16 protein-coding genes are annotated in these 17,687 nt (G+C 44.3%); 11 read left to right on the forward strand and 5 right to left on the reverse strand.

Annotation, left to right across the window (positions count from 1 at the left end):
* Positions 1-214: 214 nt before the first annotated feature.
* Positions 215-565: a hypothetical protein gene (locus BUA53_RS20220; protein WP_394333169.1), complete on the forward strand. Its 351-nt coding sequence runs from the start codon at positions 215-217 to the stop codon at positions 563-565.
* A 161-nt stretch (positions 566-726) separates the two neighbouring features.
* Here BUA53_RS20220 and BUA53_RS20225 read toward each other — a convergent pair whose 3' ends face one another.
* Entirely contained in the window at positions 727-936 is a 210-nt protein-coding gene (locus BUA53_RS20225; RefSeq protein WP_072837216.1) for a response regulator transcription factor, read from the reverse strand.
* 167 nt (positions 937-1,103) lie between these two features.
* Here BUA53_RS20225 and BUA53_RS20230 point away from each other — a divergent pair, with 167 nt between their 5' ends.
* Positions 1,104-1,502: a response regulator gene (locus BUA53_RS20230; RefSeq protein WP_072837217.1), complete on the forward strand. Its 399-nt coding sequence runs from the start codon at positions 1,104-1,106 to the stop codon at positions 1,500-1,502.
* 374 nt (positions 1,503-1,876) lie between these two features.
* Here the strand turns inward: BUA53_RS20230 and BUA53_RS20235 are convergent, their stop codons facing one another.
* Both BUA53_RS20235 and BUA53_RS20245 read right to left on the reverse strand, forming a co-directional pair.
* Entirely contained in the window at positions 1,877-2,302 is a 426-nt protein-coding gene (locus BUA53_RS20235) for a response regulator (RefSeq protein WP_072837218.1), read from the reverse strand.
* Between the two features lie 1,429 nt (positions 2,303-3,731).
* A complete protein-coding gene (locus BUA53_RS20245; RefSeq protein ID WP_175546128.1) occupies positions 3,732-4,046 on the reverse strand; it encodes an ArsR/SmtB family transcription factor in 315 nt (104 codons plus the stop codon).
* A gap of 197 nt (positions 4,047-4,243) precedes the next feature.
* Between BUA53_RS20245 and BUA53_RS20250 the strand changes: the two genes are divergently transcribed.
* From BUA53_RS20250 to BUA53_RS20280, 7 genes are all read left to right on the forward strand, one after another.
* Positions 4,244-4,669: a response regulator gene (locus BUA53_RS20250; RefSeq protein WP_072837221.1), complete on the forward strand. Its 426-nt coding sequence runs from the start codon at positions 4,244-4,246 to the stop codon at positions 4,667-4,669.
* 83 nt (positions 4,670-4,752) lie between these two features.
* Positions 4,753-5,004: a hypothetical protein gene (locus BUA53_RS20255; RefSeq protein ID WP_072837222.1), complete on the forward strand. Its 252-nt coding sequence runs from the start codon at positions 4,753-4,755 to the stop codon at positions 5,002-5,004.
* Between the two features lie 81 nt (positions 5,005-5,085).
* A complete protein-coding gene (locus tag BUA53_RS20260; protein ID WP_072837223.1) occupies positions 5,086-5,535 on the forward strand; it encodes a response regulator in 450 nt (149 codons plus the stop codon).
* A 1,356-nt stretch (positions 5,536-6,891) separates the two neighbouring features.
* Positions 6,892-7,257: a hypothetical protein gene (locus BUA53_RS20265; RefSeq protein ID WP_072837224.1), complete on the forward strand. Its 366-nt coding sequence runs from the start codon at positions 6,892-6,894 to the stop codon at positions 7,255-7,257.
* 1,334 nt (positions 7,258-8,591) lie between these two features.
* The gene (locus BUA53_RS20270; protein WP_072837225.1) at positions 8,592-9,332 is read left to right on the forward strand and encodes a DUF4184 family protein; all 741 of its coding nucleotides are present in this window, start codon (positions 8,592-8,594) and stop codon (positions 9,330-9,332) included.
* A gap of 272 nt (positions 9,333-9,604) precedes the next feature.
* A complete protein-coding gene (locus BUA53_RS20275) occupies positions 9,605-10,648 on the forward strand; it encodes a hypothetical protein (RefSeq protein WP_072837226.1) in 1,044 nt (347 codons plus the stop codon).
* Positions 10,649-10,671: 23 nt separating this feature from the next.
* Positions 10,672-12,159: an MBOAT family O-acyltransferase gene (locus BUA53_RS20280; protein WP_072837227.1), complete on the forward strand. Its 1,488-nt coding sequence runs from the start codon at positions 10,672-10,674 to the stop codon at positions 12,157-12,159.
* 1,220 nt (positions 12,160-13,379) lie between these two features.
* Here BUA53_RS20280 and BUA53_RS20285 read toward each other — a convergent pair.
* Positions 13,380-14,651 (reverse strand): MFS transporter, encoded by a 1,272-nt coding sequence (locus BUA53_RS20285; RefSeq protein WP_072837230.1) that lies wholly within the window; start codon positions 14,649-14,651, stop codon positions 13,380-13,382.
* 270 nt (positions 14,652-14,921) lie between these two features.
* On the opposite strand from BUA53_RS20285, the gene BUA53_RS20290 reads away from it, so the two are divergent.
* A complete protein-coding gene (locus BUA53_RS20290; protein WP_072837228.1) occupies positions 14,922-15,257 on the forward strand; it encodes a GIY-YIG nuclease family protein in 336 nt (111 codons plus the stop codon).
* A 586-nt stretch (positions 15,258-15,843) separates the two neighbouring features.
* Positions 15,844-16,344 carry a hypothetical protein gene (locus tag BUA53_RS20295; RefSeq protein ID WP_072837229.1) on the forward strand — a complete coding sequence of 167 codons (501 nt, stop codon included), beginning with the start codon at positions 15,844-15,846 and terminating at the stop codon, positions 16,342-16,344.
* A 100-nt stretch (positions 16,345-16,444) separates the two neighbouring features.
* Here the strand turns inward: BUA53_RS20295 and BUA53_RS20300 are convergent.
* On the reverse strand, positions 16,445-17,687 hold a 1,243-nt coding region (locus tag BUA53_RS20300), incomplete at its 5' end, for a T9SS type A sorting domain-containing protein (protein ID WP_139256528.1).

Here is a 17,687-nt window from a genome sequence, read left to right on the forward strand (position 1 = left end):
ATACCCATTGTATTGACTTATTTTATATAATATCTTTATTTATGTGCAAGAACTAACTTATCACATAGAATTTTTTACAGCCACTATTCTCCGCTGGCAACACCTTCTAACAGATAATTCCTGTAGGCAAATCATTTTGAACTCATTGGAATGGCTCTCAACCCAGGAAAAATGCAAAGTGCATGCATTTGTTATAATGCCAAATCATTTACATATGATATGGAAAATTGCGGATGGATTTGCCAGGCCTGAAGTCCAGGGAGCCTTTTTAAGTTTTACATCTCATAAATTTAAAGAACATTTGAAATGCCATCATAAGGAAAAGCTCAAACAATATTATGTAGATAATGCCGATAGGATTTATCAATTTTGGGAAAGGGACTCCCGGGTAAAAGAATGTTGGTCCGAAAAATTTCTGCTACAAAAATTGCAATACATTCATAATAATCCTTGCCAATCACATTGGAACCTTGTATCTGAACCGAATGATTATGAATGTTCATCAGCATCTTTTTATCATAATGGGAAATCAAAATACAAATGGCTGGTGCATTATGCCTCTTAGCTCGTTGGCGGGGACGCCAACAAGAGCCTGGCGTTTCAATGCAACAAATCATTTTGCCCACAAAAAATCCCGCCTTGCGGCGGGATGATTGTTGTTTTGGTTGCTGTCCCGACAAAATTCGTATGGTCAGCAGTGAAGCGTGGACGTTGCCGGAAGTTACATTATAGCATCCCGGCCTTTCTTAAAGCCGCAATGCGATTGGTGACACTTAGCTTAAAAAATATATTCTTTACATGCTTCTTAACCGTTTCCTCGCTGATGAACAGCTTGCCTGCTATCTGCTTGTTGCTGCACCCGCGGGCTATCCATTTCATAACCTCCTGCTCCCTGTTGGTGAGCACCGTACCTTCCTTTTTGATTATTACTGCCATGCTACCGTTTCAAAGATTAAATTTAATTCAATATGTAGCCTGAACGACTACCTATTTATGGGTATTTTTTATGCCCAGGGTAGCATCATTGTACCTTATTTTATAAAAGCACTAAGGTTGAGAATGGAAACGTAATTTTATCCCCGGCTTTTTATAAAACGGAATGGATGAATACAACACCTGCTAAAATATTGTTTGTTGATGACGACCCGGACGACCTGGAATATTATGGCGAAGCTATCAGGAAGCAAAGTCCTTCTGTTTGCATTATAGAAAAGCCCGATGGCATACAGGCGCTGGCCTACCTGCAGCAGGCAAAAGCAGATGGCAGCCTCCCCTGCCTGATAGTGATGGACTTCAATATGCCCTTGCTCAATGGCCGTGAAACCTTTGAGCAGATAAAAAACGATGAGGTGCTTGCCCGCATTCCCATCGTCATTTTTTCCACAGCTACCAGCCATATTGATGAGGCCTATTTTAAAGAAAACGGGATAGAAAATTTTCGCAAACCTTCCAATGGGAAGGAAATGGAAATAATCGCCCAACATTTATTGACCTATTGCTAAATAAAGAAAGTTCCCGCCTGGGGAACTTTATCTCCTGATCTTTCCATTAATACGTGGATCTTAATTCTTCTTTTTAGTAAGGACCAGCTTTGATTTTTCTATAGGGTTTTAATTCTTTCCTGTAATTGCATCACAAATTTAGGTTGCATAAGCAACTACCATTATGATTTATATCAGGAAAAACTTACTTATCAAAATATTTCCATCTATTGACTATTAAACTTTTTCAAATTCCTATTGTCTATAAGTAGATTGGTTATTCATAATGCCCTATGCAACGGTTCTGCCCGTTTATTATATGTACTTTTTAGATCCTGCTGAAGGATCTGGTTAACTGGTGAAACCGGTGGCGATGGCTGCCGGTTTTATTTTTTTCATGGCATATCACTGATCTTTTCCTTTGAAAGAGCAGTGAATCTTTTAGCCATCTCAATGATAGCCTTCATGGTATCACCCTTTTCCACGAAGTCATAGGCTCCCAATGCCTGCAGTTCTGCTTTTTTAGAAGGTGTGGTATGACTGGAATAAATCACTACGGGGATGTCCTTATAGGCTTCATTTTGCTTTAATATGCCCAACAACTCGGTTGCACTTAAACCCGGCATGTTGTAGTCTATGACAATAAGTGTAGGATAGAGTTCCGGGCCTATCTTTTCCAGGTAACTCAAGAGGTCGGTCCCGGAAACGAACTTCTTGATGTCGCAGGCATTGTCGATCTCTACAAAGGCCTCATCTATTATTTGCCTGTCTTCTGCATCATCATCCACTAACAGGATTGAGAAACTGATTCCATTTGTCATAATTGGTAATAAAGAAACAGTATAACAATTAATGGGCCCGAGTGGGAATGATGCTTTCTTAGTTTGGTTTTGGTTTGACGTTAACAGCAGGTAACCTGGAGGGTGGGTTTGTGATATGTGTTGTACAAATAAACATAGATTCTTTTAATTAGATGTTCAATTAATGAATGTGGGGCAAAGCATATTTACAACCAGTTCTTTATCGTATTCGCTTTTCCAAAGTTTTTGCATTTTTTATTTGCTTTGCTGGAGTGGCAGGCAGTTGTTTAGCAAAGAAGGAAGACATCCCGCAATAGCGTGACAAGAAGCCAGCAATCGGCTTGATGCCTTGTAAAAAGGGTCTTACCCTGCAGTACTGTTATATTTAGAATATATGTGGGGCAGCTCTTGTGTGATGCACAGGTACTCCATCGCTGAATTCTGTATGATATCCTAAAGGCATCGCATAACCGAAGAGGGTAGACCCCAGGTTTGGGTTGTCTTTCTTTAAAGCCTCTTTGTACTCTTAAGAAAGACTGCATTCTTTAAAATCTCTTCCACCTAAAAAACTACAAACTACAAACCACAAACTACAAACTCTTCGCATGCCTTCGCGTCTTGGTGGCAAAGAACCTCTGTGCATCTCCGTGTCGTTGTGGCGCTGTGGTTCCAAATTCTTACGACATCTGCCAAACAGATTGCTTCGTTCCTCGCAATGACTTTCAGTTTATTGTAATTCCTTCGAAATATCTTTCTTCTTTGCGCCTCTTAGCGCCTTTGCGTCTTGTCGGCAAAAAATCTCTGTGCATCTCCGTGTCGTTCTGCCTCTGTGGTTCCCTATTCTTACGACATCTGCCAAACAGATTGCTTCGTTCCTCGCAATGACTTTCAGTATTTTGTATTCCTTCGAAATGTCTTTCTTCTTTGTGTTTCTTTTCGTTTTCGGGAGCAGGTATTCTCCGTTATACGCTGTTGTTTTATCTCCGTAGTTCATTAGGCCAATCAATCCTCACTGGCACAACGGTCGCTTAAACATTCCCCAAAGATCCTTCGTGCCTCAGGATGACAAGGTCAAAGGGTGATCGATTGCAGTCAGTACTATTGTTGAACAGCACTCAAAACATATTATCTCTTTCCATCTAAGACAGTTTGCACTCTGTCACAACTCTTCACACCTAAACAACTACAAACCACAAACTACAAACTACAAACTTCTCCGTGCATCTCTGTGTCGTTCTGCCTCTGTGGTTCTCCTCTCCCTCGTCCGCCGTAGCTTATGTGTAGGCGGATCCTTTTCAACCATTAAACCTTTCAACCTTTTCAACCATTAAACCTTTTCAACCTTTCAACCTTTTCAACCATTAAGCCTTTCAACCTTTTCAACCATTCAACTTTTCAACCATTCAACCTTTCAACCTTTCAACCTTTCAACCTTTCAACTTCTCCCTCCCTATTTCCCCAGCAGCTTATCCACAATACCATGAACATGTTCCAGTTGTTGGTAATTGACGGAGTAAAAAATATTCTTGCCATTGCGTTCGGTATGAACGAAGCCAGCCTGGCGAAGTGCTCCCAGGTGTTGAGAGGTAACCGATTGTTCGATGTTTAGCTTGTGGTACATTTCACTCACCGTCATTCTTCCATGCGCATGGATCAACTGTAGGAGTTCCTTGCGAAGGTTATGCCTGATGGCCCTGATGACCTGGGCGGAATTCTTAATGCCCCGGGTATCAATCTGCAACTCTTTTTCCATCGTTTTTGCCATACAGTTATATTTATACATAAAGATAAAAGACTGGAGAAAAGTTGAAGTAGGTGTTACTACTTACAACTCAAAATAAATCCATCAACCATTTATATCATTTTACAGTGACTGCATTGAAGTAAAATTTGTTGGCATAATGCAGGCAGCGACCAATTATTAATTACTTTCACCGCCGTAAAAATTAAAACCCCTGCCACATGTTACAAGCGCCTCTGTTCCTCCATGTTGACGACGATGAAGACGACCTGGTGGTCTTTAAAGAAGCACTTGCCAATACAGACCCCGGCATTGAGTTGCAACAGGTGCAGGGCATTAATGATCCCCGGGAATTTATAGAGTTGGTCAAACAAAAAGTTCCCTGCCTTATAATTATGGACCTGAACATGCCTGGCATAGGAGGAAAGGAATTATTACCGCTGCTAAAAAATGATCCCGCCACGCATAAAATACCAGTAGTGGCATTTACCACTTCAGCGCTCCCATCAGACAGGGATTACTGTGCCTGCTTTGGAGTTGCGTGCCTGACCAAACCCTTGTATTTTGAACAGATGGTAGCATCCATCAAAAAGATGCTGCATTATTGTTCCTGTAGTAAGTCAGGAAAAATTATTTCAGATAAATGATTTTTAAATATTCATATTTTTTCAAACATAATTACCACAATTCGCATGAATTTTGTTGAAACCAAAATGGAAGAACCTGGAATATGAAGATGTTTGATTTTAGCCTGCTGGCAATAGAAGAGCAATTGGACCTGTTATACAAGGAAGGCGTTTTTGTTGGTAAGCTCCGGAAGAATAATGTCTATAAGGTACTTTACCAGTATAACAGTTTCTATGTAGAGATCACGTACCGCAAATACCGGTATGCTGTCAGGGATATCAGGTGCTTTGAATCTACTGAACACCTGGATCCTTACCTGTTGAAAATAGATATAGAATTCCTGATCAATTGCTAAAATAAATCCTGGGGTAGCTATTTAGTTTTTGGTGGTAGTACATCAGTTTGCTTTAATTTTACAAGTTCAAGCCATCGCCAAATGACTCAAACTAATACCCGGAAACACGTAGTGCTGTATGCTGATGATGACCCCGATGACCTGATGTTGGTTAAGGAGGCATTTGACCGGTATGCAGATAATGTAGAAGTAGTAACCACCACCGATGGTGAACAGGCCTTGTTTTACCTGGCAGGCCTGGACCATTTCGAACCCGCTCCCTGCCTGATCATCCTGGACATCAATATGCCGCGCCTGGATGGCAAGGAAGCATTGAAAAAGATTCGCTCCCTGCCACGCTTTACCGATATACCGGTTGTTTTATTTACCACTTCTTCCTATACATTAGACCGTGAGTTTGCCAGGCAACACAAGGCAGGTTTTATTACCAAACCCCTTGATGTTCGCCAGATAGAATCCATTGCGGACCAGTTTGTTCAGCATTGCACTGATGAAATAAAGAAAAACATCCGCAAGAAGCAAAGCCAATAGTGTAGCAGTTGACAGGTTAACAAGTTGATTGGTTGATAAGGGTGGAAGACATAGTTGCGGGAGGACTTAAATAAATGCTTGCGCAACCATTACAAAAATCCATTGGTGTTGCTTCAACAGAACCTGGGAGTACACCAAAAAATTCACGGCGTATTTTTTACAGGAACCGTTGGCCTTTAAGAAAGATTGCTTCGTTCCTCGCAATAATCCCACCCGTTGGTCAATCGGGTGCACACATTTTTATTCAGACAGCATATAATGAACCCAGTGGGGGGGTGTCATTAATCAATTTATGCAGTATATAATTTGATAACAAAGAAGTAGATATTCTCCCATGCATACACAATAATATCTTCCAGCTTTACAGCTTAAGAAAATGTCGCCCGCTGGGGCTTTGTGACCCTTCCATGATGCATTCTTATACCAAAATGCCGCCCTTACAGGGCTCTTCCATTGTATCAGAATGATGGCCAGGAGTAAAGTTTTTTGCTCTGATCTCTTCTGCGAACCTCTGAGATATACGCTTTTTCTGCGATACTTATTACGCAATGAAATCATAGGTAGGCTGCCATTAACATTGAAGTCGTTTTTCTTTGGTTAAGGGATTGGTTAGGATTGAGGTTATTTTATTTTTTATGATGGGTGCCTTCGGCGAATTTCTTTGTTCGTTTTTTTTGTTTGCCCAAAAAAAAGAACCAAAAAAAAGGGCAGGCAAACCCCATCGCTCCGCGGGTTTTATTCGCAGATCTTTAGTTGTTTTTTAGTGCTCATGAGGTGCTTCGCAGTTGCCTGGCTAGCTCACAACGGTCTTTACTATTGGTGGCTTGATGCATTATGATTACAGTCTTTTCTAGATTGTACGATCTTTACAACTGATTGTTTGATGCTTTAGATTGAACACGTGCTATGCGCAGATGCAAAAGGTGCTGCATTGCGGAGGTTTCGCTTCGGCCTATTAAGCTTTCAGTAATCGAATTTCCGCAATGAGGCACTGGACGCGGCTGAAATTTTGAGGTATTTTTGCATTTCGCCAGATTAACTCTTCTTTGCGTTTCTTAGTGCCTTCGCGTCTTCGTGGCCCTCTTTCCCCTTCATCATTCGATATTCCTTGTTCGATATTCTGCGGTTCTCTCTCCCTCGTCCGCCGTAGCTTTAGGGTAAGCTGCTCCTTGTCAACCTTTCAACCTTTCAACCTTCCTCCGTGATCCTCCCTGTCGCCCTGGCTCTGTGGTTCTTCCCTAACTCCTGACTCCAACATACCTCCCTGACAGCTAACAGGCATTTTACTGACCATTATCATTCTATAGCAGCTATCATAATTTTAGTTTGTGATACAATCACCTGAAATCCTTTTTTATGTCAGAAGTTGCGCAGGAAATAAGAAACTCTTATACCATCTTTGAAAAATTTATGGATTATTGCCCTATTATTTCCGTGCTGATGGACGACAGGGGCATGATCATATTTGCCAATAAAAGTTTTTTTAAAACCTTCCATCTCTCAAAAAAGGTCATTGGCATGAATGTGCTGGAAGTGCTTCCCATTGATTTTGCCAAAAACTGTTTGAAAAACAATGAGCTGCTGCTCGAACTCAACTTCCCCATCAACACGGTGGAAAGAGCGGTGCTCAATGATAACAAGGAATACGTTTTTGATATGTGTAAATTCCCTGTGAAATTTGATGGTGCTTCACTGATCGGCTGCTGGGCCAGACAGCAATAACAGTTTGTAGTTCGTAGTTTGTAGTTGTTAGGTTGTAGATGCTTTTTGTACTACAGTTTTTACTAAAAAAAGTTCGGGAGAAGCAACACAATTTGACCGTCATTGCGGGAACGAAGCAATCTGTTTTTAGGAGGATTTATGGTTTATGGTTTTTTGTTTCTGGTTATTTGGGTTGATGAGGCTTTTGAGGTGCAGTTTTACTCAAACCATGGTTTGGAGCAGCAACTCTCTTTTTCCTTTCTTGTCAACTTTTCAATCTTTCAACCATTCCCTTTGGCCAACCGCAGCGAACGCGGAGAATGCAGCTGATTATTAAGCAGGAACATTACTTTTTCCCTTCTTGTCAACCTTTCAACCTTTAAACCCTCTCTCCCCTTCATCATTGAATATTCCCTGCCCGATAAATACCTTGTGATGAAGAATATCTACCTGGGATTTACAGCTAAGAAAATGTCGCCCCAATGGGGCTTTGTGATTCTCTATGATGCCTTCTTCTACCAAAATACCGCCCCTACAGGGCTTGCCAAATGTTAATGAATGATGGCAATGGTAAAGAGTCCTCCTTCTTCTATCTCCTCTGCGATACTGGTTACGCAAGGATGCATAGGTAGACTGCCATTGCCACCTTTGCCCAACCGCAGCGGACGCGGAGAACGCCGCTCATTATTAAGCTGCAACTCTCTTTTTCCCTTCTTGTCAACTTTTCAACCTTTCAACCATTCCCTTTGGCCAACCGCAGCGAACGCGGAGAACGCAGCTGATTATTAAGCAGGAACATTACTTTTTCCCTTCTTGTCAACCTTTCAACTTTTCAACCTTTAAACCCTCTCTCCCCTTCATCATTCGATATTCCCTGCCCGATAAATACGTTGTGATGAAGAATATCTACCTGAGATCTACAGCTAAGAAAATGTCGCCCCGATGGGGCTTTGTGATTCTTCTATGATGCCTTCTTCTACCAAAATACCGCCCCTATAGGGCTTGCCAAATGTTAATGAATGATGGCAATGGTAAAGAGTCCTCCTTCTTCTCTCTCCTCTGCGATACTGGTTACGCAAGGAAATGTATAGGTAGGCTGCCATTGCCACCTTTGCCTAACCGCAGCGGGCGCGGAGAACGCCACTCATTATCAAGCAGCAACTCTCTTTTTCCCTTCTTGTCAACTTTTCAACTTTTCAACCCTGTAACCCTTCAACCTTTCAACCTTTCAACCTTTCAACCTCTCTATCCAATCCTTAGGGCCGACTGCATTCGATAAGATATCTCCCACCTAAAAAACTACAAACTACAAACTACGAACTGCAAACTCTTCCTCTTTCTTCCTTTCTTTGCCTATGCCCTTCACCTTTTCTCATCCTGCATTGGCAGTGCCTTTTTACCTGGCTAAAAAACGGTGGTTCTCACTGACAGGATTGGTGGCCGGCAGCATCGCTCCGGATTTTGCCTATTTCATTCACATGCGAAAAGCAGTGAGCCGCTTCAGTCATACCATTCCGGGGATATTCGCCTTCGATCTTCCCATGGCCATATGCCTGGCCATTATTTTCCATAGCATCGTCAAAGGCCCCCTGGTGAATCACCTGCCCCGGCCATTTTACCGGCGCTTTGGTCCGTACGCACAAGGTCACTGGACCGGTTTTGGAGAGAAGCCATTGATCATTATTCTATCCATACTCATTGGTGCGGGCACCCATTTACTCTGGGATACTTTTACACATTCTACCGTGGATTGGGAAGGCGTGCGCTCCATTGAATCTGATTTTATGGGCTACCACCTCACTGCCAATGCCTACCGCATCATTCATATTGTGAATTCGGTGATTGGGTTGCTTTTTCTCGGCTGGCTGGCCTGGCGCATGCCGCTTCATCCCATGCCGCGCCGCAAAGGAAGGTCATGGCTGTACTGGCCTGCCATTGCTGTTGTTGCACTCGCCATTATGATGGTACGCCTGTGGCTGGGCCCACATGCCGGGAAGGATGATTTGATTGTGATAGCTATATCGGCTTCTTTATTGGCGCTAACTATCGTTTCGGCATTGTATAGAAAGAAGGCAATGCCCGGGCAAGGTTATTGACCTTGAATTACCAGGTGCTCTGCTGTGCCTTATACTGCCCACCGGGCCTGCTTCGTAAAAGTTTTTGAATTTTTCATTTTGATTATAATAAGCTTACCTTAGACTACTACCTTTTGACAACCAAGCTGTGCTCAATAAACTCCCTGTTAAACGCCAGATCTTCCCTATCTAAATAATTATTCTTACCTGTGAATCAAAGATCACAATGACCAGCTGTATGATCAAAAGCGCGGATTAGCCTGGCTATTTTGTAAACCAACTATACACTTTATATGGATCATTCACCTCTTGTCAAAGCAGGTCTGCTGGCAGCCGCATTGGCATTGCTCAGCGTGGCCGCCTGGGAACTTTACTGGCGCCACCAGGGCTACCCCGTATCATACAATGATGATGAAGCACTATGGTCGGACAAACGCGCCATGGTGTATGAACCTGCTGACAAATCAACTGTATTTATCGGGTCGTCACGAATCAAGTTTGATCTTGATATTCCTACCTGGGAAAAAGAAACAGGCAATCATGCCATCCAGCTCGCCATGGTGGGTTCTACGCCACGACCGGTACTGGAAGACCTTGCCAATGATCAAAATTTCAGGGGTAAGCTGGTAGTGGATGTTACAGAAGGATTGTTTTTTCAACCCAGGGGCAATCCCCGGGAAAAAACACCCAATGATAATATTGCCTACTATAAAAAAAGGACACCCACCCAGCGGGCCAGCTTTATGATCAACCACCTGCTCGAATCCAGGCTGGTGTTCCTGCAGCAAAACACTTTCTCCCTAAACGCCCTGCTGGACAATATTGATCTGCCCCCAAGAAAAGGTGTTTTTGGCGGTCCACAGTTCCCTCCAAAATTTTCATATGTGTCCTTTGACAGGCAAACTTCCATGAGTCCTGAGTTTGTGTCTGATACAGCTATGCAGGCCCAGGTGAAGCATATCTGGATGGCAGGGTCCATTCGCGGCAGGCCCGCAGGCTACGACACCATTCAACAGGTATTCAGCGAAGTGAAAGCCTGTACCGACAAGATCAGAAGCAGGGGTGGCCAGGTGCTTTTCGTGCGCACACCTTCCAGTGGCGTGATGCTGGAGACAGAAAACAAGTTCTATCCCCGTAATCAATATTGGGATGCCTTGCTATCCTATACAGGATGCCCCGGGTTGCATTTTGCAGATTATCCCGCCATGGCGCATTTTGTATGCCCTGAATGGTCGCATTTAAAACCGGCGGACGGCATCTTGTTTACCAGGGCCTTTATTGAAGCGCTTGACCAAAAAGGATGGTTCAACAATAAGCTCGCGCTTTCCACTCATTAATTCACAACACTCAACCAACCTATATGCTTTTCAATTCCTACACCTTTATCGTGTTTTTTATGGTGATGCTGGTGTTGCATAACCTGCCCTTTTCCTGGAAGGTGAAAAAGGTGAACCTGCTGCTGGCCAGTTATATTTTCTATGCAGCCTGGAACCCACCCTTCATCCTCTTGCTCTGGCTCTCTACTGTCATAGACTTTTTCGTGGGCCGGGCCCTGTATACCGAAGAGAACAAGCACCGCAAAAAGCTGCTGCTGGTGGTCAGCCTTATCGGTAACCTGGGCATGCTTTGCTTTTTTAAATACGGGGGCTTCTTCCTTGACAACTTTGTAACCCTGGTCAATAGCATTGGTATCAACTATCATCCCGCCAAACCAAATATCATCCTCCCTGCGGGGATATCGTTTTACACCTTCACCACGCTTTGTTACACCATCGATATGTACAAACGCAAAAGTGAACCTGTGCGCTCCTTACTCAACTTTTCTTTGTTCGTGACCTTCTTTCCGCACCTTGTGGCGGGTCCTATTGTGCGGCCACCACAACTGGTGCCTCAATTTGAAACACCGCGCAAAGCAAGCCAAAAACAGTTATTACAGGGATTATTTCTCCTGACACTGGGCCTGTTTATGAAAGTAGTGCTTGCCGACAGCATGCTTTCCGGTGCTGCCGACACGGTCTTTACTGCCAAAGGGCAGCTACCGGCGCTGGATGCCTGGATGGGCGTGCTGGCATTTTCAGGACAGATATTTTTTGACTTTGCGGGTTATTCTTCCTGTGCTATCGGGGTAGCATCCTGCCTGGGATTTGTATTGCCCGAAAACTTTTTATATCCCTACGCGGCCATAGGCTTTTCCGATTTCTGGAGGCGTTGGCATATTACCTTGTCGGCCTGGCTGCGTGACTACCTCTATATTCCGCTTGGTGGCAACCGCAAGGGCAAACTGCGCACCTATGTGAACCTGATGATCACCATGCTGCTGGGCGGCCTTTGGCATGGCGCCAGCTGGACCTTCGTAGCCTGGGGTGCCCTGCACGGCACCTATCTCTGCGTGGAGAAATTCATCCAGGACTTCCGTAAGAAAAGATCACTGGTGCCTGCACCTTCATTGGCTACCGAAACAATTGTGTTACAGGGAGTGGCTGCTCCACGGTTCCTGAAAAAAATATGGCCGCACAACTTTACACTGGCCCTGCTAACATTTTTCCTGATCAACGTGACCTGGGTATTTTTCAGATCGCCTGATTTTTCTTCTGCCGGGCATCTATTGTCTTCCCTGTTTGGTGCGGTGCACAATGGTGTTGGCGTGCTTTCCACCCTGGCGGTGATCAAGGTTAGCATCATTACGGTGGCGCTGGTGCTAACGCACTGGTATATGCGTGAACGCAGGGTGCTGAATGTGGCGAACCATGCGCCGTGGTGGCTGGTAGGGATTGCCTGGGGCCTGATGCTGGTGGCATTGATCATGAGCCAGGAGACGGGTAGTTCTTTTATTTATTTCCAGTTTTAGGATTAGGTTGGACGGGCGTCTGTACATACAATGATTGCAAGGTGGAAAGTGTCTTGTCTCCTCTCTGCGATCCTTTGCGAAATTCTCTGTGCTCTTTGCGATACTGGTTACGCAAGGAGATGTATAGGTATGTTGACGTTAAAATGAAATCGTTTTCTTTGGTTTAACATATTTACTTCGCCAGCGAGTCTCTTTGCTTTGCTTCACAGTGCATTAATCATATGGTGATAAGCAATGGACTCGCGGCCATTTAATTAGTAACGCTCCGCCTCAAGAAATTGCCAGCTCTTGTTGGCGTGTTATCCAATAAGTTTATGCCATCCCGTGTAAATTTATAAGAAGACTTCACTTGTTTCCGCAATGATGGCAGAGTGTAAGAGTCTTGTCTCCTCTCTGCGATCCTCTGCGAAAATCTCTGTGTTCTTTCCGATACTGGTTACGCAAGGACGGGTATATGTATGCACCATTAACATAAAACGTATTTCCCTTTAGTTAACGGTTAGGATTGAACGCGGGTCTATTGTTTTGGCTACAGTGCCTTCGGCTAGTTCTTTTGTTCGTTTTTTTGCTTGCCCAAAAAAAGAACAAAAAAAAGGGCACGCTTCCCTTATTGCTCCGCAAGGGAAGCGCAGCCAGCGCACAACGGTCATTACTACTGTTGGCTTGATGCATTAAGATTACAGTCTTTCCTTGAAGGTGCAGTTATTAGACCTTTTTGTTTGATGCCAACAAATCGATCACGTGTTATGCGCAGAAACTAAAGGCGCTGCATTGCCGACGTTACGCTTCGGACCATTGAGGTTTCAGTAATCGAATTTCCGCAATGAGGCGCTGGACCAGGCTAAAGGTTTGAAGAGTTTTTTGGTTACGTTGAAGTTGAAAGAAGATTAGTTCATGCAGTCTTTAAAATTTCAATGGTCGCTTATTCTTTTACCACAGACCCCGCCACTGCGGGGTGATCCGCCATTCATCGGGACAGGCAAGCTTGTGGGTGAACAATAGCAGTCTGTATTATTTTCGACGACAGAGAAGAGAGTGACAACAGTCATACTAAACAAAGATTTAGCTATACTTTCCTCGCAAAGATCCCGTCCTTCAGAGGGACAGGCACCAATGCTTCTTCATCTCCTTCACTATCCCTGTAACCTATCAACTAAAGGAAACTTCTTTCTTCTTTGTGTTCCTTTCCGTCTTTGCGTCTTAGTGGCCCTTACTTGCCATCAAAATACCTCCACGCAGCGCTGCGAAGGCCAGAGGAGTTTGTTGGTGCAACACATACGTATATGCGCAACAAGTCCTGCAGCTGCAGTGACCATTGCTATGATCACGAGGGTGAAAGGAATGCCCCACTGGTCGGCCAGCACACCCGATACCAGGGCGCCGATCACATAGCCGCTGTCGCGCCAGAAGCGGAAGATGCTAAGGCTCTCAGCTCTTTGCAGGGGATGGGTGTTGGCAGCTATCTCTGATAAAAAATTGGGGTAAACCATGGCGGTGCCTATACCCATCAGCACCATGGATAAAAGGGCCGGAAGGAAACTGGCTGATGCTGCAAGCACGGCCAGACCTATGGCCTGCAACCACATGCCCGCCGTGATGACCTGTTTTTTACAGACCGCATCTCCCAGGCGCCCGGTAAATAATTGTCCCAATCCCCATACGGCAGGATACACGCCTGCCACTATACCCACCTGGCTGATGGAAAAATTTTTCTGTAGCAGGAATACCGGCAGCAAGCCCCAGATGACACCATCATTCAGGTTATTCACCAATCCATTGAGCGTTACGCTTCCCAGGTTGGGATGTGAGAAGCTGGTGCTTCTCCATAAGTGAGGCAGCAAAGGACCCTTGTGTCTGACAGCTTCATGCCGCACCAGGTGTAAAGTGTCCTTTACAAAAAACAGGGTAAGGAAAACACCTGCCAGTGAAAAAGCAATACCAGGCAGGAAAGGAAAGAAGGCATAGCCTTTGGCGGCGGCAATAGTTGCGGCAAGGTAAGCGGCCAGTCCTACGGATACATAACCTGCAAACTCGTTAATGCCCATGGCCAGTCCGCGGTTCTTCTCACCCACCAGGTCTATTTTCATGATCACAGTGGATGACCAGGCAAGTCCCTGGTTGATGCCCAGGAATACATTGGCCGCGATCACCCAGCCCCAGGAAGGGGCATACATCAATAAAAACGGGACAGGGATAGCGGCGAGCCATCCTAACAACAATATTTTTTTCCGGGTGAATCTTTTTACCAGTTGGCCTGTCACCAGGTTGAAGAGGGCCTTGGAACTACCAAAGGCAACAAGGAAGGAAAGTAATGCTGCTTTGCCTTCGATGCCAAAAACTTCCTTGCCGAAAGCAGGAAGGATAGAACGCTCCAATCCTACCATGCTGCCCACAAAAGCATTCACCAGCACCAGCAGCCAAAACTGGCCGGCGTTGGCCCTCAGTCCTTGCCGGGGCTGGGGAATAGAGGCAGGTATGGGAGTTGTGAGCATAAAGTAAAATTCTATCATTTATGCTGCCGCAACTGTGATAACAGTCACGAAGAATTGGGAGCGTCAGCAGCCAGGAAGCTATTTAACTATTGAATTTAGCTCTGACTGCAAAAAGTAAACACTGATTCTCTGTCATCCCGCCTTAGGGCGGGATCTTTGAACTGCACAGGTTGGGTGCCTGAAATTGTTGTGCAGCTCAACTCTTCATCATAAGGAACGAATCCCTTGTTATTATTTTGTTTCTCCCAAGACCATTATTACTTTAATCTTATGTATACAAAGCCATACTTCGTTTACATACTTACCAATGAATTAATGACGGTACTTTATACTGGTGTCACCAACGACCTGGAACAAAGAATCACAGAGCATTATAAGCAGAGAGGTCACAATACTAGTTTTACAGGCAGGTATAATGTGTACCATCTTTTATACTACGAACCATATAAGTACATTAATGAGGCAATAGCAAGGGAAAAGGAGATAAAAGGATTGACAAGAGAAAAGAAAATGAAGTTGATCAATGAAATGAACCCAAGGTTGGAGTTTTTAAATAAAGAGATATGTGGCTGCTGGCCACCGAGGGATTTGCCCGGAAGGTATTAAATGGATGTTGGTTCTATTGATTGAAGAAGGTCTTACAAACTACAATTATATAAAGGTCGCTTATGTGGTTACCACAGATCCTTCGTGCCTCAGGATGACAAGGTAAACGGTGGTCGATTGCAGACAGGTCTATGCGCGATGGTGGTGATTCATGCAACAATTCTAGATAAAGTATCATTCTTAAACTTTTGAAATGAGGACGAACTGCAATGTGGAAACAATGATTCTTTGTCATCCCGCCGTAGGCGGGATCTTTGGACTGCACTTTCAGAGTCTTGTTCGCTCTGTAAGACTTTTGGAGCTAATCACTATTTAAGAAGCGCTACGTTTATTTTTAAGAAGGTCAAAGTGGGTTTAAAGTTTTAATAGCCGCCTAAGCATTCCCCACAGATCTTTCGTTCCTCAGGATGACAAGGTAGTGGGTGAATAATAGCTGTCTATATTATGTTCGACGAAGCGATTGCGCCTTTACTCTATTCGATAAGTACGCATTTAGGGTTGTCTTCTAAGTTAGGCAAAATCACATTACTAAATTTATTAGCATTTTTACATTTCATTTCCTAATTTTGAGGTACTAATGTCCACTATGACAACATTTCACATATCAGAATTCAGGGGCTATTCTGAGGAAAGCATATTGGAATACCTGCAACTGGAGGCCCCCGGGGATGTGCGGATCACCCTTGAAAAGCCTTCCGACTTTGAGGAAGACGGGGCGGAGCAAATGGCCTTTGATTATTACCAGGCGGCCTACCTGGGGCAGCAACTGGCTAAGGTTTGTGATGACTTCATGCTTACTTATCCCGCGATGAAGCGGCCGGGCAGGTTTTCCTTCAAGGCCCTGAACCCGCGCCTGCCGGAGCTGGCCTCCCTGCTTCATTTTTATACCGGGGGTTTCGATGAGTGGGGAACACCAGTTGATGATTACCTGGACACGGTGATGAACTTTGTTTTCGAGATGCAGGCTGATGAAACCATTGTATGCATGGAGTTCCTGGACATTGCCATGATCGCTATCAATGGTGAAGACCCCGAGCAAAATGCAAACCGGTATCGCGACCTGAACCCGGGATCCTGGTATGAATAATAATGATGGCTTGCTGTAACTCTTTTTGATAGGTGGTTAATTAAAAAAGGTGGCCAATTGGCCACCTTTTTGCTGTTTTGGTGTTCTTATTGTGAGAGGTCTATTGATTGACCTGGAGGATCTTTCCACTTACTTGCTGACTGCCCACGCGGAGCACATAGATAAGGTTGGATACCTGCCTTTGTGAAAGGTGCAACTCAAAGTTTTGGCTTCCTTTGTTGATATTGCCCTGGTATACAGTCCTGATCTTTTGACCAAGAGAATTATACACATCAAGGCTACCCTTACCTGAAACAGGGGAAGTGACAACAAAGTTGATCTTCTGGTTAAAAGGATTGGGATAGGCTTTTACCTGTAATGGAGCCGCATCTGTTATCGCAGTATTTGTTGATTTGGCTGCAATTCTTCCAGTTACAGAACATGCTACAGGGTCACTGGTACATATGGTGTTGCAATTGGCTGATGGAGAAATACAACCTGCAGGAGACTTGACCTTTAATCCTGTAACACCACCTGCTGCAACAGTTAGGAACACGTTGCAATCCTGCCAATGCGCGCCATTATCTATGCTGTATTGGTATCCTGTACCTAAATTGGTAAAGTTAACCTTACCGGTTGCAGGACCGCAAAGCGATGGCTGTACAACACAAACGGAAGGCGTTCCTGGTGTTCCAGGCTGGGTGTTCACTGTTACGTTATTCCCGGTTTTACTACAGATGCCTATGGAGGCTACCAGGGTATAAGTTCCAGGATTAACATCACTAAATACACCATTGACAGCCGTATATTTTACAATATTTGCCTGTGTAAGTGTATATGTTGTAGATCCATCCGGACTGGAAACAGTAACAGTTCCTTTAGCGATAAAGCAATCAGGTTGTTGAGTTACAGACGCCGATGGTGTTGTGATTGTTGGGGGCGCGTTAACAGTTACACTGCAGGTTTGCGAAGAACAATCATCTGAAACGGTTAATGTATAAGTTCCTGCATTTAATCCAGTCTTGTTTGCTGTAGTGGCTATTTCTACATTGGATGCATTTTTCCAGCTATAATGTATAGTACCTATAGCATTGGTAACAGCACCTGCTGTAACTGAACCATCCCCGCCGGCGCAGGTAACGTCAGTTTTTGAACAAGTACCCAAAGCCAGTGCTGCAGCAGGGCCGCCAATGGTAACAGCATTTGATTGAGAAGAACAATCATCAGTTACCGTGAGGGTGTATGCACCAGCAGGCAATCCAGATTTACTGGCAGTAGTGGCTACTTCAACATTGGAAGCATTCTTCCAGCTATAATGTATAGTGCCCACAGCATTGCTTACCGTACCAGCTGTTACTGTTCCA

This window comes from Flavisolibacter ginsengisoli DSM 18119 (assembly GCF_900129295.1).
GTDB lineage: Bacteria > Bacteroidota > Bacteroidia > Chitinophagales > Chitinophagaceae > Flavisolibacter > Flavisolibacter ginsengisoli.

Coding starts and splice junctions, on each gene's coding strand:
- BUA53_RS20250 (WP_072837221.1), top strand. CDS start 4,244: ATGTTACAAGCGCCTCTGTTCCTCCATGTTGACGACGATGAAGACGAC.
- BUA53_RS20295 (WP_072837229.1), top strand. CDS start 15,844: ATGACAACATTTCACATATCAGAATTCAGGGGCTATTCTGAGGAAAGC.
- BUA53_RS20275 (WP_072837226.1), top strand. CDS start 9,605: ATGGATCATTCACCTCTTGTCAAAGCAGGTCTGCTGGCAGCCGCATTG.
- BUA53_RS20280 (WP_072837227.1), top strand. CDS start 10,672: ATGCTTTTCAATTCCTACACCTTTATCGTGTTTTTTATGGTGATGCTG.
- BUA53_RS20220 (WP_394333169.1), top strand. CDS start 215: ATGATATGGAAAATTGCGGATGGATTTGCCAGGCCTGAAGTCCAGGGA.
- BUA53_RS20270 (WP_072837225.1), top strand. CDS start 8,592: ATGCCCTTCACCTTTTCTCATCCTGCATTGGCAGTGCCTTTTTACCTG.
- BUA53_RS20285 (WP_072837230.1), bottom strand. CDS start 14,651: ATGCTCACAACTCCCATACCTGCCTCTATTCCCCAGCCCCGGCAAGGA.
- BUA53_RS20225 (WP_072837216.1), bottom strand. CDS start 936: ATGGCAGTAATAATCAAAAAGGAAGGTACGGTGCTCACCAACAGGGAG.
- BUA53_RS20290 (WP_072837228.1), top strand. CDS start 14,922: ATGTATACAAAGCCATACTTCGTTTACATACTTACCAATGAATTAATG.
- BUA53_RS20230 (WP_072837217.1), top strand. CDS start 1,104: ATGAATACAACACCTGCTAAAATATTGTTTGTTGATGACGACCCGGAC.
- BUA53_RS20265 (WP_072837224.1), top strand. CDS start 6,892: ATGTCAGAAGTTGCGCAGGAAATAAGAAACTCTTATACCATCTTTGAA.
- BUA53_RS20255 (WP_072837222.1), top strand. CDS start 4,753: ATGAAGATGTTTGATTTTAGCCTGCTGGCAATAGAAGAGCAATTGGAC.
- BUA53_RS20235 (WP_072837218.1), bottom strand. CDS start 2,302: ATGACAAATGGAATCAGTTTCTCAATCCTGTTAGTGGATGATGATGCA.
- BUA53_RS20260 (WP_072837223.1), top strand. CDS start 5,086: ATGACTCAAACTAATACCCGGAAACACGTAGTGCTGTATGCTGATGAT.
- BUA53_RS20245 (WP_175546128.1), bottom strand. CDS start 4,046: ATGGCAAAAACGATGGAAAAAGAGTTGCAGATTGATACCCGGGGCATT.